Raw genomic sequence first — 22,462 nt, 5'->3', positions numbered from 1 at the left:
GATCAGTCGATTGATTAAGAGCACGTCCGAGGAAATTCAACTAGCCTTTTCGAGGGTTTGCGCCCACCGCCGGGTTAGTGTGAGGCCCGCCGGACACCCCGCCGGCAAGCCTTGAGAATCTTGATCCAAGTCAATGCTGCGCGGTCATTCGAAGCGCCTAATGTTCGCCGAGATGCAGCTCGCAGGTACAATGTCGGTGCGGGCGGCTTCGTTTTGTCGGCGCTTGTCTTCTGCGACGAGTGCCGGACACGACAACAGACATCAGGACAATACGAGAGGAGAACCATGGCGCACCAGGACGCAGAAAAGAACGCAACCCCGATTGACGGAAATGTCGTCACTGCCCTCCCCCCGGTTGTGGAATCCGGCCTTGCCGAGGAACGCAGCGCGGCCGCCCAGGAAGCCGAGCTGTCGGCCATGACCGAGATTGCTTTGGGAGCCGGCGGCGACGGTGAAATCAAGGCCGGGATCGAGGCGATCATAGACGGCGCCTCCCCGGACGACGCGAGCCGCCTGCGCAAGCAGCTCGGCCTGCCCAAGCCCTCGGGCCACCCCCGCGTCAGCAGCGACGAGCTCGCCGATGATTGGCGCGACGGCGGCTATCCGTTCAAGTACAAGATGCTTCGGCGCGACTACGAACACGAGAAGTTCGTTCTGCAGACCGAATTGCTCAAGCTTCAGTCCTGGGTGAAGGAAGCGAACCAGCGCATCATCATCCTGTTCGAGGGGCGCGATGCTGCCGGCAAGGGCGGCGCCATCAAACGCTTCATGGAACATCTCAATCCCCGCGGCGCCCGTGTCGTCGCGCTCGAAAAGCCGAGTGAAGTCGAGCGTGGCCAGTGGTATTTCCAGCGCTATGTCGAACACCTGCCGACGCGGGGCGAGATCGTGCTCTTCGATCGCAGCTGGTACAACCGCGCCGGCGTCGAACGGGTCATGGGTTTCTGCTCCGACGAGGAGTACCGTGAATTCCTGCGGCAGGCGCCGGAGTTCGAGCGCAATCTCGTGCGCAGCGGCATCCATCTCATCAAGTTCTGGTTCTCGGTGAGCCAGGACGAACAGCGCCGCCGTTTCAAGGAGCGCAAGGTTCACCCGCTCAAGCAGTGGAAGCTCTCGCCCGTCGACCTCGCGTCGCTCGACAAGTGGGACGACTATACGCGGGCCAAGGAAGCCATGTTCTTCCACACCGACACGGCGGATTCGCCCTGGCTGGTGATCAAGTCGGACGACAAGAAGCGGGCCCGGCTGAACGCCATGCGCTACGTGCTCCACTCCCTGCCCTATACCGGCAAGGATCCCGAGCGGATCGGAAGGGTCGACACGCTCTTGGTCGGCCGCGCCAACACCATCCACGAACGCGGCGAATACGTCTTCGGAACGAACTGAAGACCTGCCATGAAGAAGGCCGGCGGACGCACGCTGCATCCGCCGGCCGAAACATCTTGAAACCTTAGGGAACCGTGGTCGGGCAGCTCTCAGGCCGTCATTTCGCGGAGCAGGCTCGCGACCGCCTCAGGGCATTCGTCCACCAGCATGTGGCCGGCATTGGCGATCCGGGTCAGTGCCATGTTGGCCGGAAGCCGGTCTGCCTGTCCCGCCGGCAACACGCAGTCCTCCATCCCCCAGACGACGCGGATCGGCATGGTCAGGTTGGCCAGCGCCTCGAGCGGCAGTTCGCCCTGCAGCCGCTCGCCAGTCGAAGCGACATAAGTGATCGCATCGAAGATCCTGTCGAGCGCATCGCGCGATCCCGGCATGTGCCGAAGCCGCAGCATCTCCTCGATCATCTCCTCCGGCAGCCCGGCATTGAACCCGCTCATGACCTCGAGCGCCCGCACGAGGTCGATATGCGTCTCCGCCCTGGCATAATGGGCAAGCACCCGGTGGTTGATCGCCGATCCGATACCCCCGGGGGCAAGCAGCGTTGCGCTGAGAACCCGCCTCGGATCCTTGAGTGCGAGAAGCGCGGCGGTCGCGCCGCCGAGCGAGTGGCCGGCGACGTGGAAGGCCGTGACCCCACGCAGGTCGAGATCGTTGCGGATCGCCTTCGCCATCTTGCTGGCGCTGCCGATACCTTCGGCATTGAGCGAACCGGCATGCCCCGGCATGTCATAGGCGATGACCGGACGGCCAGCGCCCAGCCCCGCCATGACCTTCTGCCAGATGAAGGCCCCGCCGCCGAAGCCGTGCAACAGCACGAGCGGCGGTGTCGTTCTCACATCTCCGATCGCGACCGCGTGGAGCGCCATGGTTCAGGCCTTCTTCGCGCGGTCTTCGAGCACCCGGTTCGCGGCGGAGACAATCGCCTCCAGCGAAGCCGAGACGATGTTGCTGTTGATCCCGGCGCCGAACAGCTTGCCGCCCTTGTGCTCGACCTCGACATAGGCGATCGCCGATGCGTTCGAACCGTGCTGCAGCGAATGCTCGGAGTAGTCGGCGACCGACAGTTCGATGCCGAGATAGGTCGACAACGCGTTGATGAAGCCGTCGATCGGGCCGGTGCCCTTGCCCTCGATGCGCTTGAGCTCGCCACCGTCGGTGATCTCGGCCGCCACGATCCGCACGCCCTTCTGGTCAGAGCCGGCCGGATAGGTGTGGTGATCGACGAACTTCAGCCGCGCGCCGGGCTGGGTCACGTAGCGCTCGATGAAGCGGTCGTAGATGCGCTTCGACGGCAGTTCAACGCCTTCCTCGTCGGTGATCCGCTGGATGTCCTCGCGGAACTCGACCTGCAGGTTGCGCGGCAGGTTGATGCCGTAATCCTCCTGCAGGATGTAGGCGATGCCGCCCTTGCCCGACTGCGAGTTGATGCGGATGATCGCCTCGTAGGTCCGGCCGACGTCCTGCGGATCGATCGGCAGGTACGGCACTTCCCAGACCGGAGAGTTCGCCTTGCGGATCGCCTTCATACCCTTGTTGATCGCGTCCTGGTGCGAGCCGGAAAACGCCGTGTACACCAATTCGCCGACGTAAGGGTGGCGCTCCGGAATGGTCATCTCGTTCGAATATTCGTAGACCGCCTTGATCCGCTCGATGTCGGAGCAATCCAGTTCCGGATCAACACCTTGCGTGAACATGTTGAGGGCCAGCGTGACGATGTCGACATTGCCGGTGCGCTCGCCGTTGCCGAACAGCGTGCCTTCGACACGGTCGGCGCCGGCCATCAGGCCCAGTTCCGTTGCGGCGATGCCGGTGCCGCGGTCGTTGTGCGGATGCAGCGAGACGATGACGTTCTCTCGGTTGTTGATGTTGCGACACATCCATTCGATCTGGTCGGCATAGATGTTCGGCGTCGACATCTCGACGGTCGACGGCAGGTTGAGGATCAGCTTGTTGTCCGGCGTCGGCTTGATGATGTCGATGACCGCGTTGGAAATCTCCAGCGCCACGTCCAGCTCCGTGCCGGTGAAGCTTTCCGGCGAATACTCGAAGCGGAAACCGCCGCCGGCCTTGGCCGCCATGTCGGTGATCATCTTGGCCGCATCGACGGCGATCTGCTTGATGCCCGAGACATCCTTGCCGAACACGACGCGGCGCTGCAACTCACTGGTGGAATTGTAGAAATGGATGATCGGGCGATGCGCGCCTTCCAGCGCCTCGAAGGTGCGGGTGATCAGCTCGGGCCGGCACTGGACCAGAACCTGCAGCGACACGTCGGCGGGCACACCACCCTCCTCCACGCACCAGCGCGCGAAGTCGAAATCGGTCTGCGAAGCGGACGGGAAGCCGATCTCGATTTCCTTGAAGCCCATGTCGAGCAGCAGCTGGAACATGCGGGCCTTGCGGTCGTGGCCCATCGGGTTGACCAGCGACTGGTTGCCGTCGCGCAGGTCGACCGAACACCAGATCGGCGCCTTGGTGATGGTCTTCGACGGCCAGGTACGGTCCTTGATGTCGATTTGCGGATAGGGGCGATACTTCATCGCCGCCTCGGGCATGCCCACAATGCCGGTTCCGGATTTCATGCTCATGTCGTTCATCTCTTCCTCTTCCGCACCTGCCCGGCTCTTAGCGCATCGATGGCGCCTTGGCGACGGCAAATGCTGGCCTTTGGTCGGCCAAATAGTATCAGTCTACGGGATTTGCTTCGAGGAGCTGAGCCATGCGGCTATCCGGCCGCCGGGCGCTCCTCAAAGGACCCGGCAACCGCGGATAAGGCTAAGAAGAAGCGAGTTTGGCACCGACGCGACAAAACCGGCCGCCGGGCGGGCGGTCTTCAGGGTCGCAGCAATGGTCGAGCCGAAACGTGTCATGATGGCAAACAGATAACGCGCGACGATCGATCGCGCAAGTACGTTATTCGGCGGCAGCGATTGAAGGGTCGTCCAGCTTTTCTCCCAACCAGATTTCCAAGAGCTCGTCCGACGACAGCCCCAACTCCTTCGCCCGCCGTTCCAATCCAAGCATGGTCCCGCGCCTGACGATGACCGTCATCGCGACAGGTTCGAGATTGGGACGTGTCGCCTTGCTCCAATCCACATACTCGCTGATGTCTTCACCATCATCGAACTTGCGATCGAACTCCTCAGCGCTGATTTTCTTCATAACGACGCCTTTCCTGAACCCTCGCACGGCGGACCGAGATAATGCGGATCCGTTTTCCTCGTCGCACGTAGATCCCTGTCCAGAAGACACCCTTGATGCGGCCGATCAAGACTCGCCGCGGCTCCAGAACATGACCGGCGTCCACATCGATGCCGAAAAGGTCACACCTCAACTCGTGCGACGCCACGCAATCGATTCCGTGTTTCGCCCTGTTCGCCTCGCTCTTGGCGGGATCGAATTCGAACTCCATGCTCGATCAAAGCACGGCGACGCGCAAAATCGAGGGATCAACCCTTGCGCGAGAGCCGCAACAATCCAAGCATCAATCCGCCGGCAACCAGCCCCCAGAAGGCGCCGGAAATCCCGGCGAAAGAGACGCCGGAGGCCGTGATCAGGAAGGTGACGGCGGCGGCCTCTCGCGTCTCGACGTCCTTGAAGGCCGCGACCGCGGATCCGGAAAAGGCGCCGATCAACGCAAGCCCCGCCACGGCCTGGATGAGGATCGGCGGCGCCAGCGACACGAAGGCGGTGACGGCGCCTGCGGCAAGGCCGAGGATCACATAACCGACGCCGGCGATGATCGCGGCCCAATAGCGCTTGTTGCGGTCGGGATGGGCGTCCTCGCCCGCGCACATCGCCGCTGTGATCGCCGCAAGGTTGACAGCATGCCCGCCGAACGGCGCCGAGAGCAGCGAAAAGACGCCCGTCACCGCAAAGAGCGGGCCGGGATTGGGATCGTAATGGTTGACCTTCAGGACCGCGATGCCCGGAATGTTCTGCGACGCCATGGTGACGATGAAGAGCGGCAGCGCGATCGAGACAAGCGCCGGCAGCGTGAAGGTCGGCGCGACAAGTTCCATCGGCGGCGCGAGTGATGCCGCCCAGCTTGCCATTGCCCCGTCCGGCAGTTTGACGCCGAACACCATCACGATCACGAAGGCGGCAAGCGCCGCCGGGACCGCATAGAGCCGCTTGAACGCCAGCACCGCCGCCCAGGCGACAAGGATCGGCAGGCCGAGCTTCGGATCGAAGGCGATCGCCTTGAACGGGGCGAAACACAGGCCGAGGATCACACCCGACAGCATGGCATTGGCAAGCGGCGCCGGGATCGCCGCGACCGCCCGGCCGAGCGGCCGGAACAGTCCGGCAATGACGATCAGCACCCCACAGACGAGAAAGGCGCCGACGGCCGCGGCAAAGCCGCCTTCGACCGTGCCGGCGGTTGCCAGCAATGCCGCGCCCGGCGTCGACCAGGCGATCGACACCGGCAATTTCGTCCAGGCGCTCAGCACGATGGCGCACAGCCCCATCGACACCGAGAGCGCCATAAGGCCCGAGGCTGCCTCATAATCGGTCGCCCCGACGCCCTTCAAGCCTTGCAGCACGACGGCGAAGGAACTGGCGAAGCCGACGAAGGCGGTGAGCACGCCCATGAAAAGGTTTTGAGCGGAAAGATCTTTGAACATCGCGGGACTCGGCAATGGATGATTGTGAAGCAGCAACCTTCAACAGGCAGTTCATGTTTGGCAAGGCCGTCCGGGCCCGGTCGGGTACGCCAGACTAGGCCGGCAGCCTCCCCACGCTCGATTTCCGCAATCCGGCAATCATCAGCCCATAGATACATCCGGCAATCAGAATGAAGGCGGCGATTTGATAGGGTTCGACCCTGTCGCCGAGAAGGAGCGCCGACAGGACCATGGTCAACGCCGGCCAGGGCGTCGTGATCGAGCTGGCGAGCGACACGTCGATATGGCGGATGGCGTAGAACCAGACGATCAGCTCGAGGTAATAGACGAGCCCCATCGCCATACCGAAGAGCAGAAAGTCGCCGCGCACGAGACCGGTGGCAAATTGCTGCGGGTCGACGATTGCGAGTACGCCGCCGAGAAAGACGGCCGAGACGGCGACACGCAACAGCGTCACCTCGGCCGGCGTCACGGGCGTGCGACCCAGTTCTTCCCGGATGATCACGTGGGCGACACTCCACAGGAACGGTACGCCGAGTGCAAGCAGGAACCACGGAGAGAAGCCGTCGATCCGCCAGGTGCCGCCTGTCCCCAGATAATAGAGTGCGACCATCAGGGCAGCCGTGAGCAACAGCTCGACCATGGACTTTCGCCGCTTGAGGAAGAGGCTTTCCCACAGGATGGCAAAGACCGGATAGGCCTGCATGGCAATCGCCGCGCTGACGGCACCCGCCCGCTCGATGCCGAAGACGTAGAGGAAGGTCGAGAGCCCGAACATCGCCCCGGTGACCACCACCACGACCAGTGCCCGGCGTCGGGATGCCGTACCGGCCTCACCCGAAAGCAGCCGCGATGTCCCGCTTCGGCTTTCATGCGCGACGAGGGGAATGGCAAAGACGGTCTCCCAGACAGAGAGCCAGAAGGCGAAACCGAGTGCAGAGAAATCCGCCGGCCGGCTGTTCGACAGGACCGGCATGATGCCGAGAATACCGAGGCAGACGATGGCAAGGCCAATGCCGGTTCCGGTCTTGGATGCCGCCATAAGTGTGAGCGCCTTCAAAAGAGATAGATCAATGAGGGAGAAATTATACACACATACAACAACAGCAAGATCAGAATTGCCACCGTGACAAGATCACGGCGCGGGAGGCCGGCGAAATGGGTTTCAGGCGCCAGAGCACGACGGCCAACGAACGAGCAAAGCCGACAGACGTATCCCGCAGGCAGCCACGACACGCCTTCGCAGCGGCCGCCGCAAGGCGTATAGTCGCGCATTCGGACCCGAAAGCGAGGGACGGCCAATGACAGGTGACGTGAAGACGATCTTGATCACCGGCGCGACAGGGGGCATCGGCCGGGCGGTCTGCAGGCGGCTGGCGGCGAGCGGGCAGCGACTGATCCTCGCCGCACGGAACCAGGAGCGGCTGGACGCCCTCGCCCGGGAACTCGCAAACCATCACCCCCGGCACATCCCGCTCGCGGTCGACATGACGGACGAGAGCTCGATCGCCCGGTTCGGCGGAGCGCTGGACGAGCAGGGCATCGTCCTGGACGGCCTCGTGCTGATGCCGCCCCAGGCCCACAGCACCAACGATGCCTTGCCTGAGAGTGCCGCCTGGCGGACGCTTTTCCAGGATTGCTTCATCGGCCCGCTCGAACTCCTGAAGACCGCGGTTCCTCGCATGAGGCCGGACCCCGCGGCCGGCCGGCGTGCCAAGATCGTCATCATTTCCGGCATTTCGTCGGCGCAGGTGCTCGGCCACTACGCGACGTCGAACGTCCTGCGCTGCGCCTGGGTCGGCGAAGCAAAGACCCTCGCCTTCGCGCTTGGCGCCCGCGGCATCCATGTCAACACGCTGTCGCTCGGCGGAACGCTCTCCCCCTGGTACCGCGAGGGGATCGAGAAACGTGCCGCAGCAGCCGGCATCTCCTACGAGCAGCGTCTCGCCGAGGAGACCGCCAACGTGCCGCTCGGCAAGTACGGCGAACCCTCCGAGGTTGCCGTCGCGGTGGAGGGGCTGCTTTCCGCCTTTTCCGACCACATGACGGGCCTCAACATCATGCATGACGGAGGCTTCACCCGCTCCTACTGAGCCACGAAAAAACCCGCCGCAAGGGCGGCGGGTTTTCGAAGTACTCTCAGAGAGAATAAAGAGTCTCAGATATCCGACTGGCTCGTCACGATCTTGGAGACCAGGCCGTAGTCCTTGGCCTCTTCGGCCGACAGCCAGTAGTCGCGGTCGATGTCCTTGGCGATCTTGTCTTCCGACTGGCCGGTGGCCTTCGAGAAGATCTTGATCAGGCGCTGGTTCATCTTGATGATTTCGCGGGCCTGGATCTCGATGTCGGATGCCATGCCGCGGGTGCCGCCCGACGGTTGGTGCAGCAGGAAGCGGGTGTTCGGCAGGCAGAGACGGCGTTCCTTCGGCACCGACACATAGATCAGCGCGCCGGCGGAGGCGACCCAGCCGGTTCCGATGATCCAGACCTTCGGCTTGATGAACTTGATCATGTCGTGGATGGAATCGCCCGATTCCACGTGGCCACCCGGCGAGTTGACGTAGACGCGGATGTCTTCGTCGGATGCCGCGGCAAGCGCCACGAGCTGGGTGCAGACCTTCTGCGCCAGTTCCTGGGTGATCCCACCATAGATGAAGATCGAACGCGACTTGAAAAGGTTCGCTTCCGTTTCCTTGCCGAGCGGCAGTTCCTTGCTCTTGTCGTCTTCGTCTTCGTTCATCCGGATGGTCTCCACTTCGATTCGGTCTCCCGCACATAGTGCGACTCATGTCCTAAAACAATGCGGGGGAAAGGGGAAGGCTCCGAACCGGTGAACAGGGGGTTAGCGCGGCGGAGCTCAGCGCGGCTACCGCGAGATCCGCGTCGACAGGATGATCGAGGACAAGGTCCGCTCCACGCCCGCCAGTTCGCCGATGCGGTCGATGAGACGGTCGAGCTCGGCGATCGAGGGAGCGGCAATGATGGCGATCAGGTCGTAAGGGCCGTTGACCGAATGCAGCGCCGTCACCTCGCGGATCGCCGCAAGTTCGCCCGTCACCGCCGAAAGCGATTTCGGAGCGATGGTGATCAGCACATGGGCGCGGATCAGGTCGCGCAGATAACTGTCCGAAAGGCGGACGCCGTAACCGGCGATCACCCCTTCCCGCTCCAGCCGCTCGAGCCGGGCCTGTACGGTCGTGCGGGACAGCGACAGCCGCCGCGCCAGCGTGGCGACGGGCATGCGGGCGTTCTCGCCCAGCAGGGAAATCAGCTCGCGGTCCTTGTCGCTCAATTGCATTGTGGTCAATCCGTTCGGCAATTTGCCCAATATCATAAATCATTTTGAACATAACGCCACTAGGAATCGTCCATTCCCGTCGGCATCCTGTACAAATCTGACAAATTTCAAGAGGGGATATTTCCATGAAGGACATCGTCATCATCGGCGCCGGCAAGATCGGCAGCGCCATCGCGCTCATGCTTGCAGACAGCGGCTCCTACAGGATCACGGTGGCCGATCGCTCGGAGAGCCAGCTCGCCGCCGTCGAGCACCATCCGGCCATATCGACGGCCGCGGTCGACATCGGCAATGCCAATGCCCTCGATGCGGTCCTCGCCGGCAAGTTCGCCGTCCTCTCGGCCGCACCCTTTCACCTGACGGGCGCCATCGCCGAATCGGCTGCCCGCACCGGCACCCATTATCTGGACCTCACCGAAGACGTCGCCACCACCCGCAAGGTCGAAGCCCTGGCGAAGAACGCCCACGCCGCCTTCATCCCCCAGTGCGGCCTCGCTCCCGGCTTCATCTCGATCGTCGCCAACGACCTCGCCACCCGCTTCGACACGCTCGACAGCGTGCGGATGCGCGTCGGCGCGCTGCCGCAATATCCGTCGAACGCGCTGAACTACAATCTGACCTGGAGCACCGACGGCCTCATCAACGAGTATATCGAGCCCTGCGAGGCCATCGTCGAGGGCAAGCTGATCAATGTCCCGGCCATGGAAGAGCGCGAGGAATTCTCGCTCGACGGCGTCACCTACGAGGCCTTCAACACCTCCGGCGGTCTCGGCACACTCGCCAAGACGCTCGAAGGCAAGGTGCGTACCATGAACTACCGCACCATTCGTTATCCGGGCCACCAGGCGATCGTGAAGGCCCTCCTCAACGACCTCAACCTCAAGAACCGCCGCGATGTCCTGAAGGACCTGTTCGAAAACGCCCTTCCCGCCACCATGCAGGACGTCGTTGTCGTCTTCGTAACGGTCTGCGGCACCAAGGACGGTCGCTTCCTGCAGGAGACCTATGCCAACAAGGTCTATGCCGGAGTGGTCGGCGGCCGCCTGATGAGCGCCATCCAGATCACCACGGCAGCCGGCATCTGCACTGTTCTCGACCTGCTCGCCGACGGCAAGCTGCCGGCCAGGGGCTTCGTCCGCCAGGAGGAAGTGCGCCTGTCCGATTTCCTCGCCAACCGCTTCGGCCGCGTCTACGATCCGGAAGTAGCGCGCCTCGCCAAGGTCGGCTGACCAAAGGCTTCCACAGGCGACTCACGAAAATGTGTTCCGCGCGCTGATGAGGCGCGGGACACCGGGCAACGCCACGCAGAGCGAGCGGCATACCCCTTAAATTGCCGCATATTCATGAACTTGACACCCGATGCTGAACAAGATCCGGTGCTCGTCCGATCGGGCCGCGGCGCGTCGGAACGCCGCCCATCCCTGAAAAAGAGCCCTATTCCAGGCAAGAAAGTCCGGCGGCATGTTTCGGCCCCACGGCGTTAAAGAAACAGTGATAGACCTGCAGTAGAGACTGTTTCGCCGGAACGAACAGAGAGGTCGCAGGATTTGCCGGGGGGCTCCACAGACAGCAAGCGCATCGTGATCCTGTCGTCACATGCCTATCTGCCGACTGCCCGCAAGGCCAGCGTACACTTCGTTGCCGAGAACTGGGCGACCATGGGCCACCGGATCCACTTCGCGACCGTCGGATATAGTTGGCTCAGTGCTTTCAAGCGGTCGCACCGTTTCCACGCGCTTCGCAAACAGCAGAACAACCGCTTCACCCGTTACCGGGAGAACCTCCACGCCGGCTGCTACCTTCCCCTGATCCACGGGTTCAGCAGTTCCAACGCGCTGCTCAGGGAGCTCGGCCACCAGTTGATGCGGCGTTACGGCCGCCACTTGCCCGGCTTTGTCCTGGAGAAGATCAGGGAGGCCGACCTCGTGGTGATCGAGAGCGGCACGCCGCTCGCCTTCGTCGAACTGGTCCGCCGCGTCAATCCGTCGGCCCGCATGCTCTATTTTTGCCGCGACCTTTTGTCGAGCGTCGGCGCCTCGGACGTGCTCCGCGACATCGAGCGGCGTCATGTCGGCACCTTCGATGCGATCTGCGTGCCGTCGCGCCGGCTGGGAACGCTGCTGCCGCCCGGCGGCAAGGTGGTCTATGTGCCCCAGGGCGTCGACGGAACCGCCTTCGACGCGGCTGACGTCTCGCCTTATCCCGCCGGAAGCCGCAATGCCGTCGTCGCCGGCGACATGCTATTCGACCAGAGCGTGATCCTCGCGCTCGCCCAGGCAGCCCCCGAGGTGACGTTCCATCTTTTCGGCGTGCGCTGGAATGGTCCCGTACCCGGCAACGTCCGCCTGCACGGCGAACAGGGTTTTGAGGTGCTGGCCCCCTATATCCGTCACGCCGATTTCGGCATCGCCCCCTACTGCTACTCCGAGGGCAATGCCTATCTCGCGGAATCAAGCCTCAAGCTCCTGCAATACAGCTATTGCGGCCTGCCGATCATCCAGCCAGACACGATTGCCACCAGCCGCGGCAACGAGGTCTATTATCGTGCATCCGGCGAGGATAATTGGAGGGCAGTCATCGAACGCGCCCTTACGGCCCGCCACCCGTTCGGCGGCAGCGAGGAAATTCCCAGCTGGCGGACCGTCGCCGAACGGACCCTCGATAGCGTTTTCCCCTGACCATCGTCAGCAGTGGGTGATCAGCCGAACCGTCGAAAGCAGTAGCCGCCCCGGAAGCCCTGGCAGCCGCTGCGAAAGCGCTTGCGCGCCAGGCAGGATGGCATCGGCAGGCAGGGCTTTCAGAAGACGCAGCGCCGCTCCGTAGCACAGGGCACCGACAACGACGGCCGGTGCGATCCCGACAGGCGAGCCAATGGTCGCGATCACGGCATAGGCCGAGATGCCGCTAAAGAGTGCCGCGATAACCACGCGGCCGAGTGCCGCAACCATCGCGGAAAACTGGTGATGCCGCCACGCCGCCACGAGAAGAACGAAAAGACTGACGGTCTCGGTGAAGAGGCGCGACCACGCTGCCCCCTCGACCCCGCCAAAGGCGACCGCCGCACACAATGTGACCAGCGTGAAGACCCCCAGCCCCAGCGTGATACGCATCAGTAATCGGCCCTCGCCGATCGCCGCAAGGTAGGCCCAAGGCACGACCGCCAGACCCGTACTGGCAGAGGCGGCGAGCAGAACCATCCCCGGCAGGCGCGCCTCGTAGAACGCCTCCCCGAAGACCAGCGGCAGGAGCTCCGGCATCAGCGCCGCCCCGCCGAATGCGACCGGCAGAACCAGAACCGAGAACACGATCAGCGGCTGCCACGGCGCATTTGCCTTGTCTCCGGAAGACTCGTTTTGCGGTTCATCCTCCGATGCCCGCGAAAAGGCCACGACCAGCGGCGAGGAAAGCTGCATGGCCAGTTGCTCGACCAGCCCGGCAAAGACGATCGCCACCGCGAAGAGCCCCATGTCCGCGCTGGTGAGGAAGATACCCAGGACCAGATATTCGATGCGGGTCAGGGCGACGATGTTGACGAGGTCGCTGATCCACATGTCGCGGCCATAAGCCCGCATCTCCGGCGTCAGGGCAGCCGTGGACCGTGCGGCCCGTCGATCGACCAGCCGCGGCAGTTGTAAAACCTGCGGCAGGTAGCGGATCGCAACGGCGACGACCGCCCCGGTCACACCGAAAGACATGGCGCCGATCACCACCAACGGCAGCTGAAGGAGACTGCCAATCGCCGAATTGACGGCGGGCGTGACGAAATCGCCCCTCCCCCGCGCGGCCGCGATTGAAAAGGCCGAGAACGCATAGAACAGGAAGAGCACGGCCCCGGCAAAGCCAAGGCCGGCATCGAGCGGCGAGCCAAGCAAAGCAGCGTGCGGAAGCCAGAGCGCGATACCCACCACCACCACGAAGGCGACGAGCGGCAGTGTGAGGAAATGGCGGTAGGCGGCCCCGATCAGCAGCCGCTTCTCCTCCTCGAGAGAAAGCGCCGAAACATAGCGCAGAACAGTCTGCGGCACGCCGCGATCGGTCAAGGCCGAGAGCGACATCGCGGCCCAGAGCGCAAAGGCGACCAGACCGGAGCCCGACGGACCGAGGATGCGCGCCACCAGCACGGTCACCACGAGCCCGGCCGCCATCGAAACGACGGTCGAGGCGGCATTGAGAAGGGAGTGGCGCACGGTGCTGGGCATGCGGGAAATTTAGAGGGCAAAAGGTAACTTCACCTTAAACGCATTGCGGCATCTTCGGCGCAAACGGAAAGGACTGACGCAAACGTGACGGAAAGCGCGCAGCGAGAAAGCTTCATCATCCCCGGCAGCCTGAAAAGCCCGCTGGTCACCCGGCTGCGCAATCTGCTGTGGCGTATCCTGTCGCCGCTTCCCGACCGACCCTACCTGACGCTCAAGTATAGGGTCATCAAGGGCGAATGGCCGAACCTTTCCGACCCGAAGACCTTCAGCGAGAAGGTCCAGGCCCGCAAGCTTTTCGACCGCAACCCGCTCTATGCGACGCTGGTCGACAAGTTCGAGGCAAAACGCCATATCGCCGAGCGTGTCGGCGACGACCATGTCCTGCCCGCCGTCTGGGTCGGCACGGATCTGAAGTCCGTCGACTGGGACGCCATTGCCTATCCCGTCGTGGTGAAGCCGACCCATGCAAGTGGCCTCGGCCGCTTTCTCTATTCCCGCGCCGATGCCGACCGGTTGCTGGCCGACGACCCAGGTCCGGCCTGGCTCGCGGTCGATCACGCCCACTACAATCGCGAATGGGCCTACAGCCAGGTCCCGCCGCGGATCGTCATCGAGAAGATGCTGCTGATCGACGGCGCGGTACCGTGGGACTATCGCCTCTTCACCTTCAATGGCGTCGTCTCCCACATCATGATCGATATCCGCGAGGGTGAAAAAGGCTACTCCGCCACCTATTCCGCCGACTGGCAGAAGCTGCCCTTCTACGACCCGGACTATTATCCGCTCTATCCCGGCAACGTGCCGCGCCCGGCCAGCCTCGAACGGATGGTGGCGCTTGCCGAGGCGCTCGGTAGCAATCTGGATTTCGCCCGCATCGATCTCTATGCAGGCGGAGACCAGATCTATGTCGGCGAGATCACACTCTATCCCGGCGGCGGCTTCGAGCGCTTCGATCCGCCCGAATATGACCGGATCGTCGGCGACCGGTGGAAACAGCGCCTCTTCGGCGCCTGACGCCGCTCACGTCCCGCAGAAGGTCCGCTCCACCCGCTCGTCCGGCTTGGGCGGCACCTGGTAGTCGGCAAATTCGGCAATCTCGGCATAGGGTTTCTCGAGTGCCGCGTTGAGCCGGTCGAAGAAGGAAAAGTCGCCATAGGTGGCCGCCTGGATCGCTTCCTCGATGCGATGGTTGCGCGGGATGAGCGCCGGGTTCACCGCCTCCATCGCCGCCTGACGTTCTTCCGCCGTGCGCCCGTCTGAACCGAACCGCCCGCGCCAGCGCGCCAGCCAATCGGAAACGCCCCACTGTTCCTTGAAGTGGCGGAGGAAGATCGCCTCGTCCGCGCCGCCCGCAAGCTTGCCGAGTGCCCTGAACGTCAGCGTGAAATCGGCCTCGCCGTCATGCATCGACTGCAGCAGGCTGTTCACCAGATCGAGATCGCCTTCGCGGGCGTCCGCAAGACCGAGCTTTGCACGGAAAAGCGCAAGCCACCGCTCCTGGAACAGCTCGCCGAATACCACAAGCGCAGCATTGGCGGCCTCGACGCTCTCCTCCTCCCGCGCCGACACGAGCGGCAGCAGCGTCTCGGCGAAACGGGCGAGATTCCATTGGGCGATGCCGGGCTGGTTGGCATAGGCATATCGCCCCCGCTGGTCGATCGAGGAGAAGACCTTGCGCGGGTCATATTCGTCGAGAAAGGCGCACGGGCCGAAATCGATCGTTTCGCCCGACACCGCCATGTTGTCGGTGTTCATCACCCCATGGATGAAGCCGACCGCAAGCCAACGCGCGACGAGATCGGCCTGGCGCGCGGCGACTGCGCGAAGCAGCGCGAGATAGGGCTGTTCGGCGCCCTTGAGCTCGGGATAGTGCCGCTCGATGACGTGGTCGGCCAGCGCCCGGATGCCGTCGGCGTCACCGCGTGCGGCGAAAAACTGGAAGGTGCCGATGCGGATATGGCTCGCCGCCACCCGGGTCAGCACGGCACCGGGAAGCGCCGTCTCGCGATAGACCTGCTCGCCGGTCAGCACGGCCGCAAGCGCCCGCGTGGTAGGAATTCCGAGCGCCGCCATCGCTTCCGAGACGATATATTCGCGCAGCACCGGACCGAGCGCGGCCCGGCCGTCACCATTGCGCGAGAACGGCGTGGCGCCTGCCCCCTTGAGCTGGATGTCCCGGCGTTCGCCGTTCCTGTCGACCACCTCGCCGATGAGCATCGCCCGCCCGTCGCCGAGCTGCGGCACGAAGTTTCCGAACTGGTGCCCGGCATAGGCCATCGCGATGGCCGCTGCCCCCTCCGGCAGGCTGTTTCCGGAGAAGATTGCCGCAAGCCCGTCCTCGTCCGTGCCGCTGAAATCGAGGTTCAAGGCCTCGGCGAGCCCGGTGTTGAAGCGGATGAGCCTCGGCGCCTTCGCTCCGGTTGGCGTGACCGGTCGGTAAAACCGCTCGGGCAGTTTCTGATAGCTGTTGTCGAAGGCAAACATGGCTCGTCGCTCCCGGTTGTCGGCCGCTTGGCGATAAGCGGATATCTCATGACCAAATATGGGGCATGCGCCGCGCCGAGCAAGGAAAATTGACGAAGGACAGGATCGCCGGGGACGATGCCGGCCAAATATGGGTGTATCGCCGGCTTCGCCTTGCGGAGCGCGCGAGCACGCTTCTAACGTGCCGCGCGAAAACCGTGGAGCACACGAGCCGGGCGCCAGTCGGCTGCCTTCGGTCCGGTGGGGGCTCAAGGCCTACGGGGTTGAACGAAACATCGCAGCGTCACGCTGTTCTTGAGGGGTAGAACCGAGATGAAAATTCGCCTTGCCGCCCTGGCGGCCGTCGCCGTCGTGCTCGCCGGTTGCACGACCACCGAGGAAGCCAACACGGTCATCCAGTCACGCTGGGTCGGACAGCCGGTCGAACTCTTCTTCAGCCAGTATGGCCCGCCGGTCTCGCAGTTCCAGATGGCCAGCGGCAATGTCATCTACAGCTGGCGCGGCGGCGACACGACCCGCTACATCGCTCCGACCTATACAAGCCCGACCCCGGCACAGACCACGACCCGCACCGAGACGAAGGAAACCCAGCCCGGCGTCACCGTCACCAAGACGACGACCTACGGCGGCTACCAGCAACAGCCGCAGATGATCTCGCCGCCGCGCTATGAGGACCTGTTCTGCGAGCTGCAGATCACCGCCGATCCGCGCCAGACCATCGTCGCCATCCGCGCGACGAACGACACGGACGGAGAAGGCCTGAGCTTCTCGCGCTGCGCCGAGGTTCTGAACGCCCATCCGCAGAAATAGTCCTGCCCATGCCTGATTTCTTCCTTCCGCATGCCGGTGCGGAGGGAAGAATTGCCACGATCTGTCCCAAGGTACGAGGGCCGGCCGTGTCGCATGTGTCCCTCGCCGTGACGCGGACGCGTTAGTCAGCGCACCCGGCAAAAGGCCATAGTCCGGGCCATACGAGTTTTGCCGTGGACAGTGACATTCGCCTTACGATAGTTCTTTCCATCCGATATAGAGAGGGCCGGCGTGACTGATTTCCAGGCGCCGTGTCGACCAAAGAGAGGGACAAACATGCTCAAGAGACTTTCCATGACGGCTGCCATCTTCGCCGCAGCCACCGCCCCGGCCTTCGCCCACCTCAATCCCGAGGAACACGGCTCGCTGATGGCAGGCGTCTCCCATCCGCTGTTCGGGGCAGACCACATCCTGGCCATGGTCGCCGTAGGCCTCTGGGCCTCGCAGATCGGCGGCCGCGCCCTTCTTGCCGTTCCGGCCGCCTTCGTCGCCACCATGGCGCTCGGCTTCGCGCTCGCGGTAGTCGGCGTCGGTCTGCCCTTCGTCGAGCCGGCCATTCTCGCCTCGGTCATCGGCCTTGGCCTTCTGGTCGCCGCCGCCGTCCGCCTGCCGGTCGCAGCCTCTGCCGCCGTCGTCGGCCTCTTCGCCCTCTTCCACGGCCACGCCCACGGCGGCGAGCTCGGCTCGGCCGGCGCGCTTCAGTTCGGCCTCGGCTTCGTGCTGTCGACCGCGCTGCTGCACGCAGCCGGCGTCGGCCTCGGCGTCGCGCTCTCCCGCCTCGGCCCGCAGGTTACCCGCCTTCTCGGCGTGGCGACCGTCTTCGGTGGCGCCGCGATCGCTTTCGGCTGAGCCGCCAGAAGACAACATCATCCAACGACGACCGGCGGGTCTCACGGCCCGCCGATTTCTTTTTGCCGGATGGAAGAGCAGTTTAAACGATGGAGAGACGCGGCAGCCGTCGGTCAGGCCGGCCGGCCAGGAGACGATCGACCTCCTCGCCCGACAGCGGCTCGGAGTAGAGGAAGCCCTGCAGCTCGTCGCAGCCGATGCGCTTGAGGAACTCCATCTGCGCTTCGGTCTCCACGCCTTCGGCCGTGGTCCTCAACCCCTTGGCGCGCGCCAGCTCGACGATCGCCTGAATGATCGCCTCGTCACCGCGATCGGCCCCCAACCCCTCGACGAAGGACTTGTCGATCTTGATATGGTCCACCTCGGTCTCGTGCAGGCGGCCGAACGTCGAGAACCCGGTGCCGAAGTCATCGAGCGCGATGCCGATCCCGGCGGCCCTGAGTGCGCGGAGGTTGGCCGAGCAATCCTCGCACTCCTCCATCCAGGCGGTCTCGGTCACCTCCAGCTCGAGCCGGTTCGGCAGGAGCCCGGTGCGTGAAAGGATGCTCATGACGTCAACGGCAAAACCCGGGTCGCGTAATTGCACTGGAGAAACGTTGACGGCAACCGTCTCGAACGGCCAGCGGGCTGCATCGCGGCAGGCCTGCTCCAGAACGTATCGGCCGAGTTCGCGGATCAGGCCCGCCTCCTCCGCAATCGGCACGAAATAGACGGGTGAAATCATCCCCCGCGTCGGATGCTGCCAGCGTGCCAGCGCCTCGACACTGCCCATCTCCCCGCTCTCCGCGAGGTATTTCGGCTGGTAGAAGACCTTGAACTGGCTGAGGTCGGAAAGCGCCTTGCGCAGGTCGCGTTCGATTTCCGCCCGCTCGCGCACCAGCGCGTCCATGTGCGGTCCGAAGATCGAGTAGCAGCCTCGGCCGCTCGCCTTGGCGCTGTAGAGAGCGACGTCGGCCTTGCGGGTGAGTTCGGTGCGCTCCCGGCCGTGCTGCGGCGCGATGGCGACACCGACAGAGATCCCCACGAAGGCGGTCTGGCCGTCGATGTCGAACGGTGCCTGGATCGCCTCGACGATGGCCGTGGCAAGGCGTTCCACGTCGGCAAGGTCGTCATAGGGGATCAGCACGTTGAACTCGTCGCCGCCGATGCGGCAGAGCGCCGAATGGGGCGGCAAAAGCGCCTTGACCCGCTCGCCGACGCCGCAGATCACCCGGTCTCCTGCCTGGTGGCCAAGCGTGTCATTGATCGGCTTGAAGCGATCGAGGTCGAGATAGAGCACCGCGATCTGGCTAGCCGGTCCGCCGGCGTCCGCGAGCCGGCGATCGAGGATCGCCTCGAACGCCGCGCGGTTGAGCAGACCCGTCAGCGGATCATGTGTCGCGAGATGGCGGATCTTCGCTTCCTGGTCGCGATTGGCCTTGATGCGGCGGGAGAGCATGACGATGAAGATGGAAACCGCGCCGATCGCAATCGCCAGGATCAGAAGCAGCGCCGGCGTGATCGAAACGAGGAAGTCCAGTCCTGGACGGTAAGGCTCCCAGACGAGATATCCGATCACCCCGCCGCCGCTCGCCAGCAGCGGCAACCCGACGCTTCGACCTTCATCGCGGAAGACCGACGCGAAGTGCACGCTGTCGAAATCATACTTGCTCTCCAGTTCCCTCAGGAACTGGCCATCCAGATAGCGGACCGCTATATGCACGTATTCCTGTCCCGCGACCTGCTCGATCTCCCCGCTGTCGCTGACGATCGGCTTCAGGCTGATGACCGCCGGTCGCCCGTTGAGGATACGGAAATCGGCAACGCCGAAGGTCTGCAAGCCCTCCTCGGCCGCAACGTCGCTGCGCCGCAGCCCGTCGCGCAGGGCACCCAGCATCGGCGTGATCGTCAGACGGATCTGCGCATACTCCGTTACCGGTGCCTGATGGTGGCGCGAATAGGCATAGACTGGGTCATCGCCCGGCGACAGGACATAGGCCGCGTCGTGGCGGAAATAGGTGGACATCCATTCGCCGAGATTGGCGTTCGTCCATTCCTCCGCCTCAGCCCCGGGGAGGTCGCGCACATTGCTGATCGCATCGTCCCAGACGGTCACGCTCTCCTGATCATGGGCGATCTGGTAGCGGAAGCGGCCGATGACGTGGCGCGCCATGTCCTTCTGGCGGGCGGACGCGACCGCGTCGATGTTCCAGGTCGACCAGACGAGGAAACCATAGGTTCCCGCCGCCAGCACCACCATGCCGAGAAATGCGGCCGCGACCACCTTCAGGATGAGAAAGTCGGTCGATCGGCGAAAGGCATGTAGCGCCATGTTTCGTAAGCCTCTGTTCAAGTGCTCAAGCAATGTCACAGAGGCATTAACGCTGCGCTTCCCCTTAAGGTTTAAGTTTCACTAATGAAGGATATTCATCTACATCCGTCGCTTGTTCCGCGCCTTGCGAAGACGCGGCCAAGGCATTGTTTGGAAAGCGTTTCCCGACACGAACCTTTCATGCCTCAGCCCGGAGTCTTTCAAGGATCGCCGGCCAGCAAAAAGCGGAATCATTTGCTGAGTATTGCATACCAAACCGCTGATGCGACTCGCCTTTCGGTATCCGCCTCGGTGTCGCGGGATGCAGCCGTTCAGCCCCGGCCGCGATAGGTCGCCACGCCCTGTTCCGGAAGCCAGACGCCCGCCGGCGGCTCGCCGGTCTGCCAGAAGACGTCGATGGGAATACCGCCGCGCGGATACCAGTAGGCACCGATCCGGAGCCACTTCGGCTCGAGGAGCTCGATGATGCGCTTGGCGATATAGATCGAGCAGTCCTCGTGGAAGGCGCCGTGATTGCGGAACGCGAACAGGAAGAGCTTCAACGACTTCGATTCCACCAGCCAATCGCCGGGGATGTAGTCGATGACGATATGGGCGAAGTCCGGCTGGCCGGTCATCGGGCAGAGCGAGGTGAATTCCGGCGCGGTGAAGCGCACCACATAGTCCGTCCCGGCATTGCCGTTCGGCACGCGCTCGAGCACGGCGGTCTCCGGGCTGGTCGGCGCCTCGACGGTTTGCCCCAGCTGCGAAAGTCCCGATACGTCGGTCTTGCTCATCGTTCTATCCCTTCACCGTGACGGCCACACCATGGGCCTTTTCGCTTTCCGGCTCGACGTGAATGGTCACGCGCGCGCCCGGTAGCGCCGCCTTCACCGCGGCCTCGAGCCGATCGCAGATTTCATGCGCCTTGCCCACCGGCATGTCCGTCGGCACCACAAGGTCGAACGCGACGAAGGTCACCGCACCGGCCCGGCGGGTGCGCAGGTAATGCACGTTGATCGAGCCGGCGAGGTTGGCGGCGATCGCCGCCTTGATCGCTGCGTCCTCCGCCGGTTCGACCGCCTTGTCCATCAGACCGTCGACCGAATGCGAAATCACCTTCCAGCCCTGGAAGATGATGTTGAGCGCGACCAGGATGGCGAGCACTGGATCGAGGATCGCATAGCCCGTAATGAGCGCCAGAACGAGGCCGACCAGCACGCCGCCCGAGGTCACGACGTCCGACATGATGTGCTGGCCGTCGGCCGAAAGCGCCGGCGAACGGTGGGTCTTGCCGACCCGGATCAGCGTGATCGCCCACGCGGCGTTGATCGCGCCCGCCGCCGCATTGATGGCAAGGCCCAGCACCGGCGCATCCGGCATCTTCGGGGCGAAGAGACCATGATAGGCCTCGTTGACGATCAACAGCGCGGCGACGACGATCAGCACGCCCTCGAGAACGGCGGACAGGTATTCGGCCTTGTGGTGCCCGTAGGGATGGTCCTGGTCGGCCGGCTTCTGCGCATAACGGATGACGAAATAGGCGACGAAGGCCGCGATCACGTTGACCGTCGATTCCAGACCGTCCGACAGAAGGGCGACCGATCCCGTGACCCACCAGGCGACGAGCTTGAGCCCCATAACCCCGAACGACAGCGGGATGCCCCAGAAGGCCAGCCGCGCGACGATGCCGTTGCCATGTTCCGACATTTAGACATTCCTTGCAGATGCGAACGAATTGCAGAAATTCGAGCCCGAAAACGCGAAACCGCCGGCGCTCTCACAAGCGCCCGGCGGTTTCCTTTGGCCGGTATATGGACGACAATGCCCCCTTTGTCAAAGCAAGCGAACGCCCGGAACCACTCTGTCCACCGGTCGGGTCAGCGCGGCGTTTCGACCTCGATCGACGCGCGAAAGAGTGCGACGAGAAAGGCGACGCGCTGCTCTGCAATCTCGGGCGTCAGCGAGACATGCACGACCAGATCGACGCCGAGCGCGATCATCGTCTCCGCCATCAGCGCCGCATCATGGGGCTTCAGCCGGCCGCGCGCCGTCCAGTCGAGCAGGTCCCTTTCGAGATCCTTCTGGATGTCGGTCTTGCGATCGGCGAGATAGAAGATCCGCCGGAAGATGGTCTGGTTGCGGGCAATCAGCAGCGCGTTGTCCGGATCCTCGAGCGCGACCTTGGCCGCCAGTTCGAAGGGTGCCCCGATAAAGGCTTCGACGGACGTCGCCTCGCGCCGACTGGTGCGCAGGCGTTCGGCCAGCGGTTCCATGATCTCCGCGACCAGTGCCTCGAAAACCGCCTCCTTGTCGTGGAAGTAGTTGTAGAACGAGCCCGGCGCCAGTCCGCTGCCGCGCACGATGTCTCTGACCGTCGCGGCCCCGTAGCCGAGCTGCGACAGCACGGTCCGCGCCGACGCCAGAAGGGCGTCGCGGTTGGCCTTCTTGTTCTGGTCCCGCTTCGATTCGCTCACGCGGACGTTCTCCCACACTGCTTCGGCTTCGTGAAGCGAAAGCT

At 63.8% G+C, this 22,462-nt stretch carries 21 protein-coding genes; 7 read left to right on the top strand and 14 right to left on the bottom strand.

Translation table 11 applies throughout. From position 1 onward, the window contains the following. Window positions 1–285 precede the first annotated feature (285 nt). Entirely contained in the window at window positions 286–1,386 is a 1,101-nt protein-coding gene (gene ppk2, locus ACX93L_RS03210) for a polyphosphate kinase 2 (protein ID WP_459403497.1), read from the top strand. An 89-nt stretch (window positions 1,387–1,475) separates the two neighbouring features. On the opposite strand, the gene ACX93L_RS03205 is transcribed toward ppk2, so the two are convergent. The 6 genes from ACX93L_RS03205 to ACX93L_RS03180 form a co-directional block, all read right to left on the bottom strand. Continuing rightward, on the bottom strand, window positions 1,476–2,249 hold the full coding sequence (locus tag ACX93L_RS03205; protein ID WP_459403496.1) for an alpha/beta fold hydrolase: 774 nt from the start codon (window positions 2,247–2,249) through the stop codon (window positions 1,476–1,478). Window positions 2,250–2,252: 3 nt separating this feature from the next. After that, on the bottom strand, window positions 2,253–3,971 hold the full coding sequence (leuA, locus tag ACX93L_RS03200) for a 2-isopropylmalate synthase (RefSeq protein ID WP_459403495.1): 1,719 nt from the start codon (window positions 3,969–3,971) through the stop codon (window positions 2,253–2,255). 325 nt (window positions 3,972–4,296) lie between these two features. Then, window positions 4,297–4,545, bottom strand: coding sequence for a type II toxin-antitoxin system BrnA family antitoxin (brnA, locus tag ACX93L_RS03195; RefSeq protein ID WP_459403494.1), 249 nt, complete (start codon window positions 4,543–4,545; stop codon window positions 4,297–4,299). After that, the gene (locus ACX93L_RS03190; RefSeq protein WP_459403493.1) at window positions 4,526–4,795 is read right to left on the bottom strand and encodes a BrnT family toxin; all 270 of its coding nucleotides are present in this window, start codon (window positions 4,793–4,795) and stop codon (window positions 4,526–4,528) included. The genes brnA and ACX93L_RS03190 overlap by 20 nt, the downstream gene beginning before the upstream one ends. A gap of 37 nt (window positions 4,796–4,832) precedes the next feature. Next, window positions 4,833–6,011 carry a benzoate/H(+) symporter BenE family transporter gene (locus ACX93L_RS03185; protein WP_459403492.1) on the bottom strand — a complete coding sequence of 393 codons (1,179 nt, stop codon included), beginning with the start codon at window positions 6,009–6,011 and terminating at the stop codon, window positions 4,833–4,835. Between the two features lie 94 nt (window positions 6,012–6,105). Further along, the gene (locus ACX93L_RS03180) at window positions 6,106–7,053 is read right to left on the bottom strand and encodes a DMT family transporter (protein WP_459403491.1); all 948 of its coding nucleotides are present in this window, start codon (window positions 7,051–7,053) and stop codon (window positions 6,106–6,108) included. Window positions 7,054–7,312: 259 nt separating this feature from the next. Between ACX93L_RS03180 and ACX93L_RS03175 the strand changes: the two genes are divergently transcribed. Next, window positions 7,313–8,104: an SDR family oxidoreductase gene (locus tag ACX93L_RS03175; protein ID WP_459403490.1), complete on the top strand. Its 792-nt coding sequence runs from the start codon at window positions 7,313–7,315 to the stop codon at window positions 8,102–8,104. Window positions 8,105–8,169: 65 nt separating this feature from the next. On the opposite strand, the gene ACX93L_RS03170 is transcribed toward ACX93L_RS03175, so the two are convergent. Then, on the bottom strand, window positions 8,170–8,751 hold the full coding sequence (locus ACX93L_RS03170; RefSeq protein ID WP_459403489.1) for an ATP-dependent Clp protease proteolytic subunit: 582 nt from the start codon (window positions 8,749–8,751) through the stop codon (window positions 8,170–8,172). A 126-nt stretch (window positions 8,752–8,877) separates the two neighbouring features. Beyond that, the gene (locus ACX93L_RS03165) at window positions 8,878–9,309 is read right to left on the bottom strand and encodes an Lrp/AsnC family transcriptional regulator (RefSeq protein ID WP_169586840.1); all 432 of its coding nucleotides are present in this window, start codon (window positions 9,307–9,309) and stop codon (window positions 8,878–8,880) included. Between the two features lie 125 nt (window positions 9,310–9,434). Between ACX93L_RS03165 and ACX93L_RS03160 the strand changes: the two genes are divergently transcribed. Beyond that, window positions 9,435–10,538, top strand: coding sequence for a saccharopine dehydrogenase family protein (locus tag ACX93L_RS03160; protein WP_459403488.1), 1,104 nt, complete (start codon window positions 9,435–9,437; stop codon window positions 10,536–10,538). A 351-nt stretch (window positions 10,539–10,889) separates the two neighbouring features. Further along, window positions 10,890–11,987: a GumK N-terminal domain-containing glycosyltransferase gene (locus ACX93L_RS03155; RefSeq protein ID WP_459403487.1), complete on the top strand. Its 1,098-nt coding sequence runs from the start codon at window positions 10,890–10,892 to the stop codon at window positions 11,985–11,987. Between the two features lie 6 nt (window positions 11,988–11,993). On the opposite strand, the gene ACX93L_RS03150 is transcribed toward ACX93L_RS03155, so the two are convergent. Beyond that, a complete protein-coding gene (locus ACX93L_RS03150) occupies window positions 11,994–13,508 on the bottom strand; it encodes a lipopolysaccharide biosynthesis protein (protein ID WP_459403486.1) in 1,515 nt (504 codons plus the stop codon). Between the two features lie 84 nt (window positions 13,509–13,592). On the opposite strand from ACX93L_RS03150, the gene ACX93L_RS03145 reads away from it, so the two are divergent. Then, on the top strand, window positions 13,593–14,522 hold the full coding sequence (locus ACX93L_RS03145; RefSeq protein ID WP_459403485.1) for an ATP-grasp fold amidoligase family protein: 930 nt from the start codon (window positions 13,593–13,595) through the stop codon (window positions 14,520–14,522). Between the two features lie 6 nt (window positions 14,523–14,528). Here the strand turns inward: ACX93L_RS03145 and ACX93L_RS03140 are convergent, their stop codons facing one another. Beyond that, window positions 14,529–15,992, bottom strand: coding sequence for a protein adenylyltransferase SelO (locus tag ACX93L_RS03140; protein WP_459403484.1), 1,464 nt, complete (start codon window positions 15,990–15,992; stop codon window positions 14,529–14,531). A gap of 312 nt (window positions 15,993–16,304) precedes the next feature. Here ACX93L_RS03140 and ACX93L_RS03135 point away from each other — a divergent pair, with 312 nt between their 5' ends. Both ACX93L_RS03135 and ACX93L_RS03130 read left to right on the top strand, forming a co-directional pair. After that, complete coding sequence (locus ACX93L_RS03135) at window positions 16,305–16,802, top strand: hypothetical protein (protein ID WP_459403483.1); 498 nt, start codon at window positions 16,305–16,307, stop codon at window positions 16,800–16,802. 276 nt (window positions 16,803–17,078) lie between these two features. Next, complete coding sequence (locus ACX93L_RS03130) at window positions 17,079–17,651, top strand: HupE/UreJ family protein (protein ID WP_459403482.1); 573 nt, start codon at window positions 17,079–17,081, stop codon at window positions 17,649–17,651. An 82-nt stretch (window positions 17,652–17,733) separates the two neighbouring features. Here ACX93L_RS03130 and ACX93L_RS03125 read toward each other — a convergent pair whose 3' ends face one another. The 4 genes from ACX93L_RS03125 to ACX93L_RS03110 all read right to left on the bottom strand — a co-directional run bounded on the left by ACX93L_RS03125 (window position 17,734) and on the right by ACX93L_RS03110 (window position 22,418). Beyond that, window positions 17,734–19,962, bottom strand: coding sequence for a putative bifunctional diguanylate cyclase/phosphodiesterase (locus ACX93L_RS03125; RefSeq protein WP_459403481.1), 2,229 nt, complete (start codon window positions 19,960–19,962; stop codon window positions 17,734–17,736). A 311-nt stretch (window positions 19,963–20,273) separates the two neighbouring features. After that, entirely contained in the window at window positions 20,274–20,738 is a 465-nt protein-coding gene (gene queF, locus ACX93L_RS03120; protein ID WP_459403480.1) for a preQ(1) synthase, read from the bottom strand. Between the two features lie 4 nt (window positions 20,739–20,742). After that, window positions 20,743–21,651 (bottom strand): cation diffusion facilitator family transporter, encoded by a 909-nt coding sequence (locus ACX93L_RS03115; RefSeq protein ID WP_459403479.1) that lies wholly within the window; start codon window positions 21,649–21,651, stop codon window positions 20,743–20,745. A 170-nt stretch (window positions 21,652–21,821) separates the two neighbouring features. Beyond that, a complete protein-coding gene (locus tag ACX93L_RS03110; protein ID WP_459403478.1) occupies window positions 21,822–22,418 on the bottom strand; it encodes a TetR/AcrR family transcriptional regulator in 597 nt (198 codons plus the stop codon). Between the last annotated feature and the right edge of the window lie 44 nt (window positions 22,419–22,462).

The organism is Rhizobium sp. CAU 1783, assembly GCF_054551725.1.
The sequence above is the reverse complement of the archived record's forward strand: the minus strand, read 5'-3'. Positions and strand labels throughout refer to the sequence as shown.

Coding starts and splice junctions, on each gene's coding strand:
- ppk2 (WP_459403497.1), top strand. CDS start 286: ATGGCGCACCAGGACGCAGAAAAGAACGCAACCCCGATTGACGGAAAT.
- ACX93L_RS03205 (WP_459403496.1), bottom strand. CDS start 2,249: ATGGCGCTCCACGCGGTCGCGATCGGAGATGTGAGAACGACACCGCCG.
- leuA (WP_459403495.1), bottom strand. CDS start 3,971: ATGAGCATGAAATCCGGAACCGGCATTGTGGGCATGCCCGAGGCGGCG.
- brnA (WP_459403494.1), bottom strand. CDS start 4,545: ATGAAGAAAATCAGCGCTGAGGAGTTCGATCGCAAGTTCGATGATGGT.
- ACX93L_RS03190 (WP_459403493.1), bottom strand. CDS start 4,795: ATGGAGTTCGAATTCGATCCCGCCAAGAGCGAGGCGAACAGGGCGAAA.
- ACX93L_RS03185 (WP_459403492.1), bottom strand. CDS start 6,011: ATGTTCAAAGATCTTTCCGCTCAAAACCTTTTCATGGGCGTGCTCACC.
- ACX93L_RS03180 (WP_459403491.1), bottom strand. CDS start 7,053: ATGGCGGCATCCAAGACCGGAACCGGCATTGGCCTTGCCATCGTCTGC.
- ACX93L_RS03175 (WP_459403490.1), top strand. CDS start 7,313: ATGACAGGTGACGTGAAGACGATCTTGATCACCGGCGCGACAGGGGGC.
- ACX93L_RS03170 (WP_459403489.1), bottom strand. CDS start 8,751: ATGAACGAAGACGAAGACGACAAGAGCAAGGAACTGCCGCTCGGCAAG.
- ACX93L_RS03165 (WP_169586840.1), bottom strand. CDS start 9,309: ATGCAATTGAGCGACAAGGACCGCGAGCTGATTTCCCTGCTGGGCGAG.
- ACX93L_RS03160 (WP_459403488.1), top strand. CDS start 9,435: ATGAAGGACATCGTCATCATCGGCGCCGGCAAGATCGGCAGCGCCATC.
- ACX93L_RS03150 (WP_459403486.1), bottom strand. CDS start 13,508: ATGCCCAGCACCGTGCGCCACTCCCTTCTCAATGCCGCCTCGACCGTC.
- ACX93L_RS03140 (WP_459403484.1), bottom strand. CDS start 15,992: ATGTTTGCCTTCGACAACAGCTATCAGAAACTGCCCGAGCGGTTTTAC.
- ACX93L_RS03135 (WP_459403483.1), top strand. CDS start 16,305: ATGAAAATTCGCCTTGCCGCCCTGGCGGCCGTCGCCGTCGTGCTCGCC.
- ACX93L_RS03130 (WP_459403482.1), top strand. CDS start 17,079: ATGCTCAAGAGACTTTCCATGACGGCTGCCATCTTCGCCGCAGCCACC.
- ACX93L_RS03125 (WP_459403481.1), bottom strand. CDS start 19,962: ATGGCGCTACATGCCTTTCGCCGATCGACCGACTTTCTCATCCTGAAG.
- queF (WP_459403480.1), bottom strand. CDS start 20,738: ATGAGCAAGACCGACGTATCGGGACTTTCGCAGCTGGGGCAAACCGTC.
- ACX93L_RS03115 (WP_459403479.1), bottom strand. CDS start 21,651: ATGTCGGAACATGGCAACGGCATCGTCGCGCGGCTGGCCTTCTGGGGC.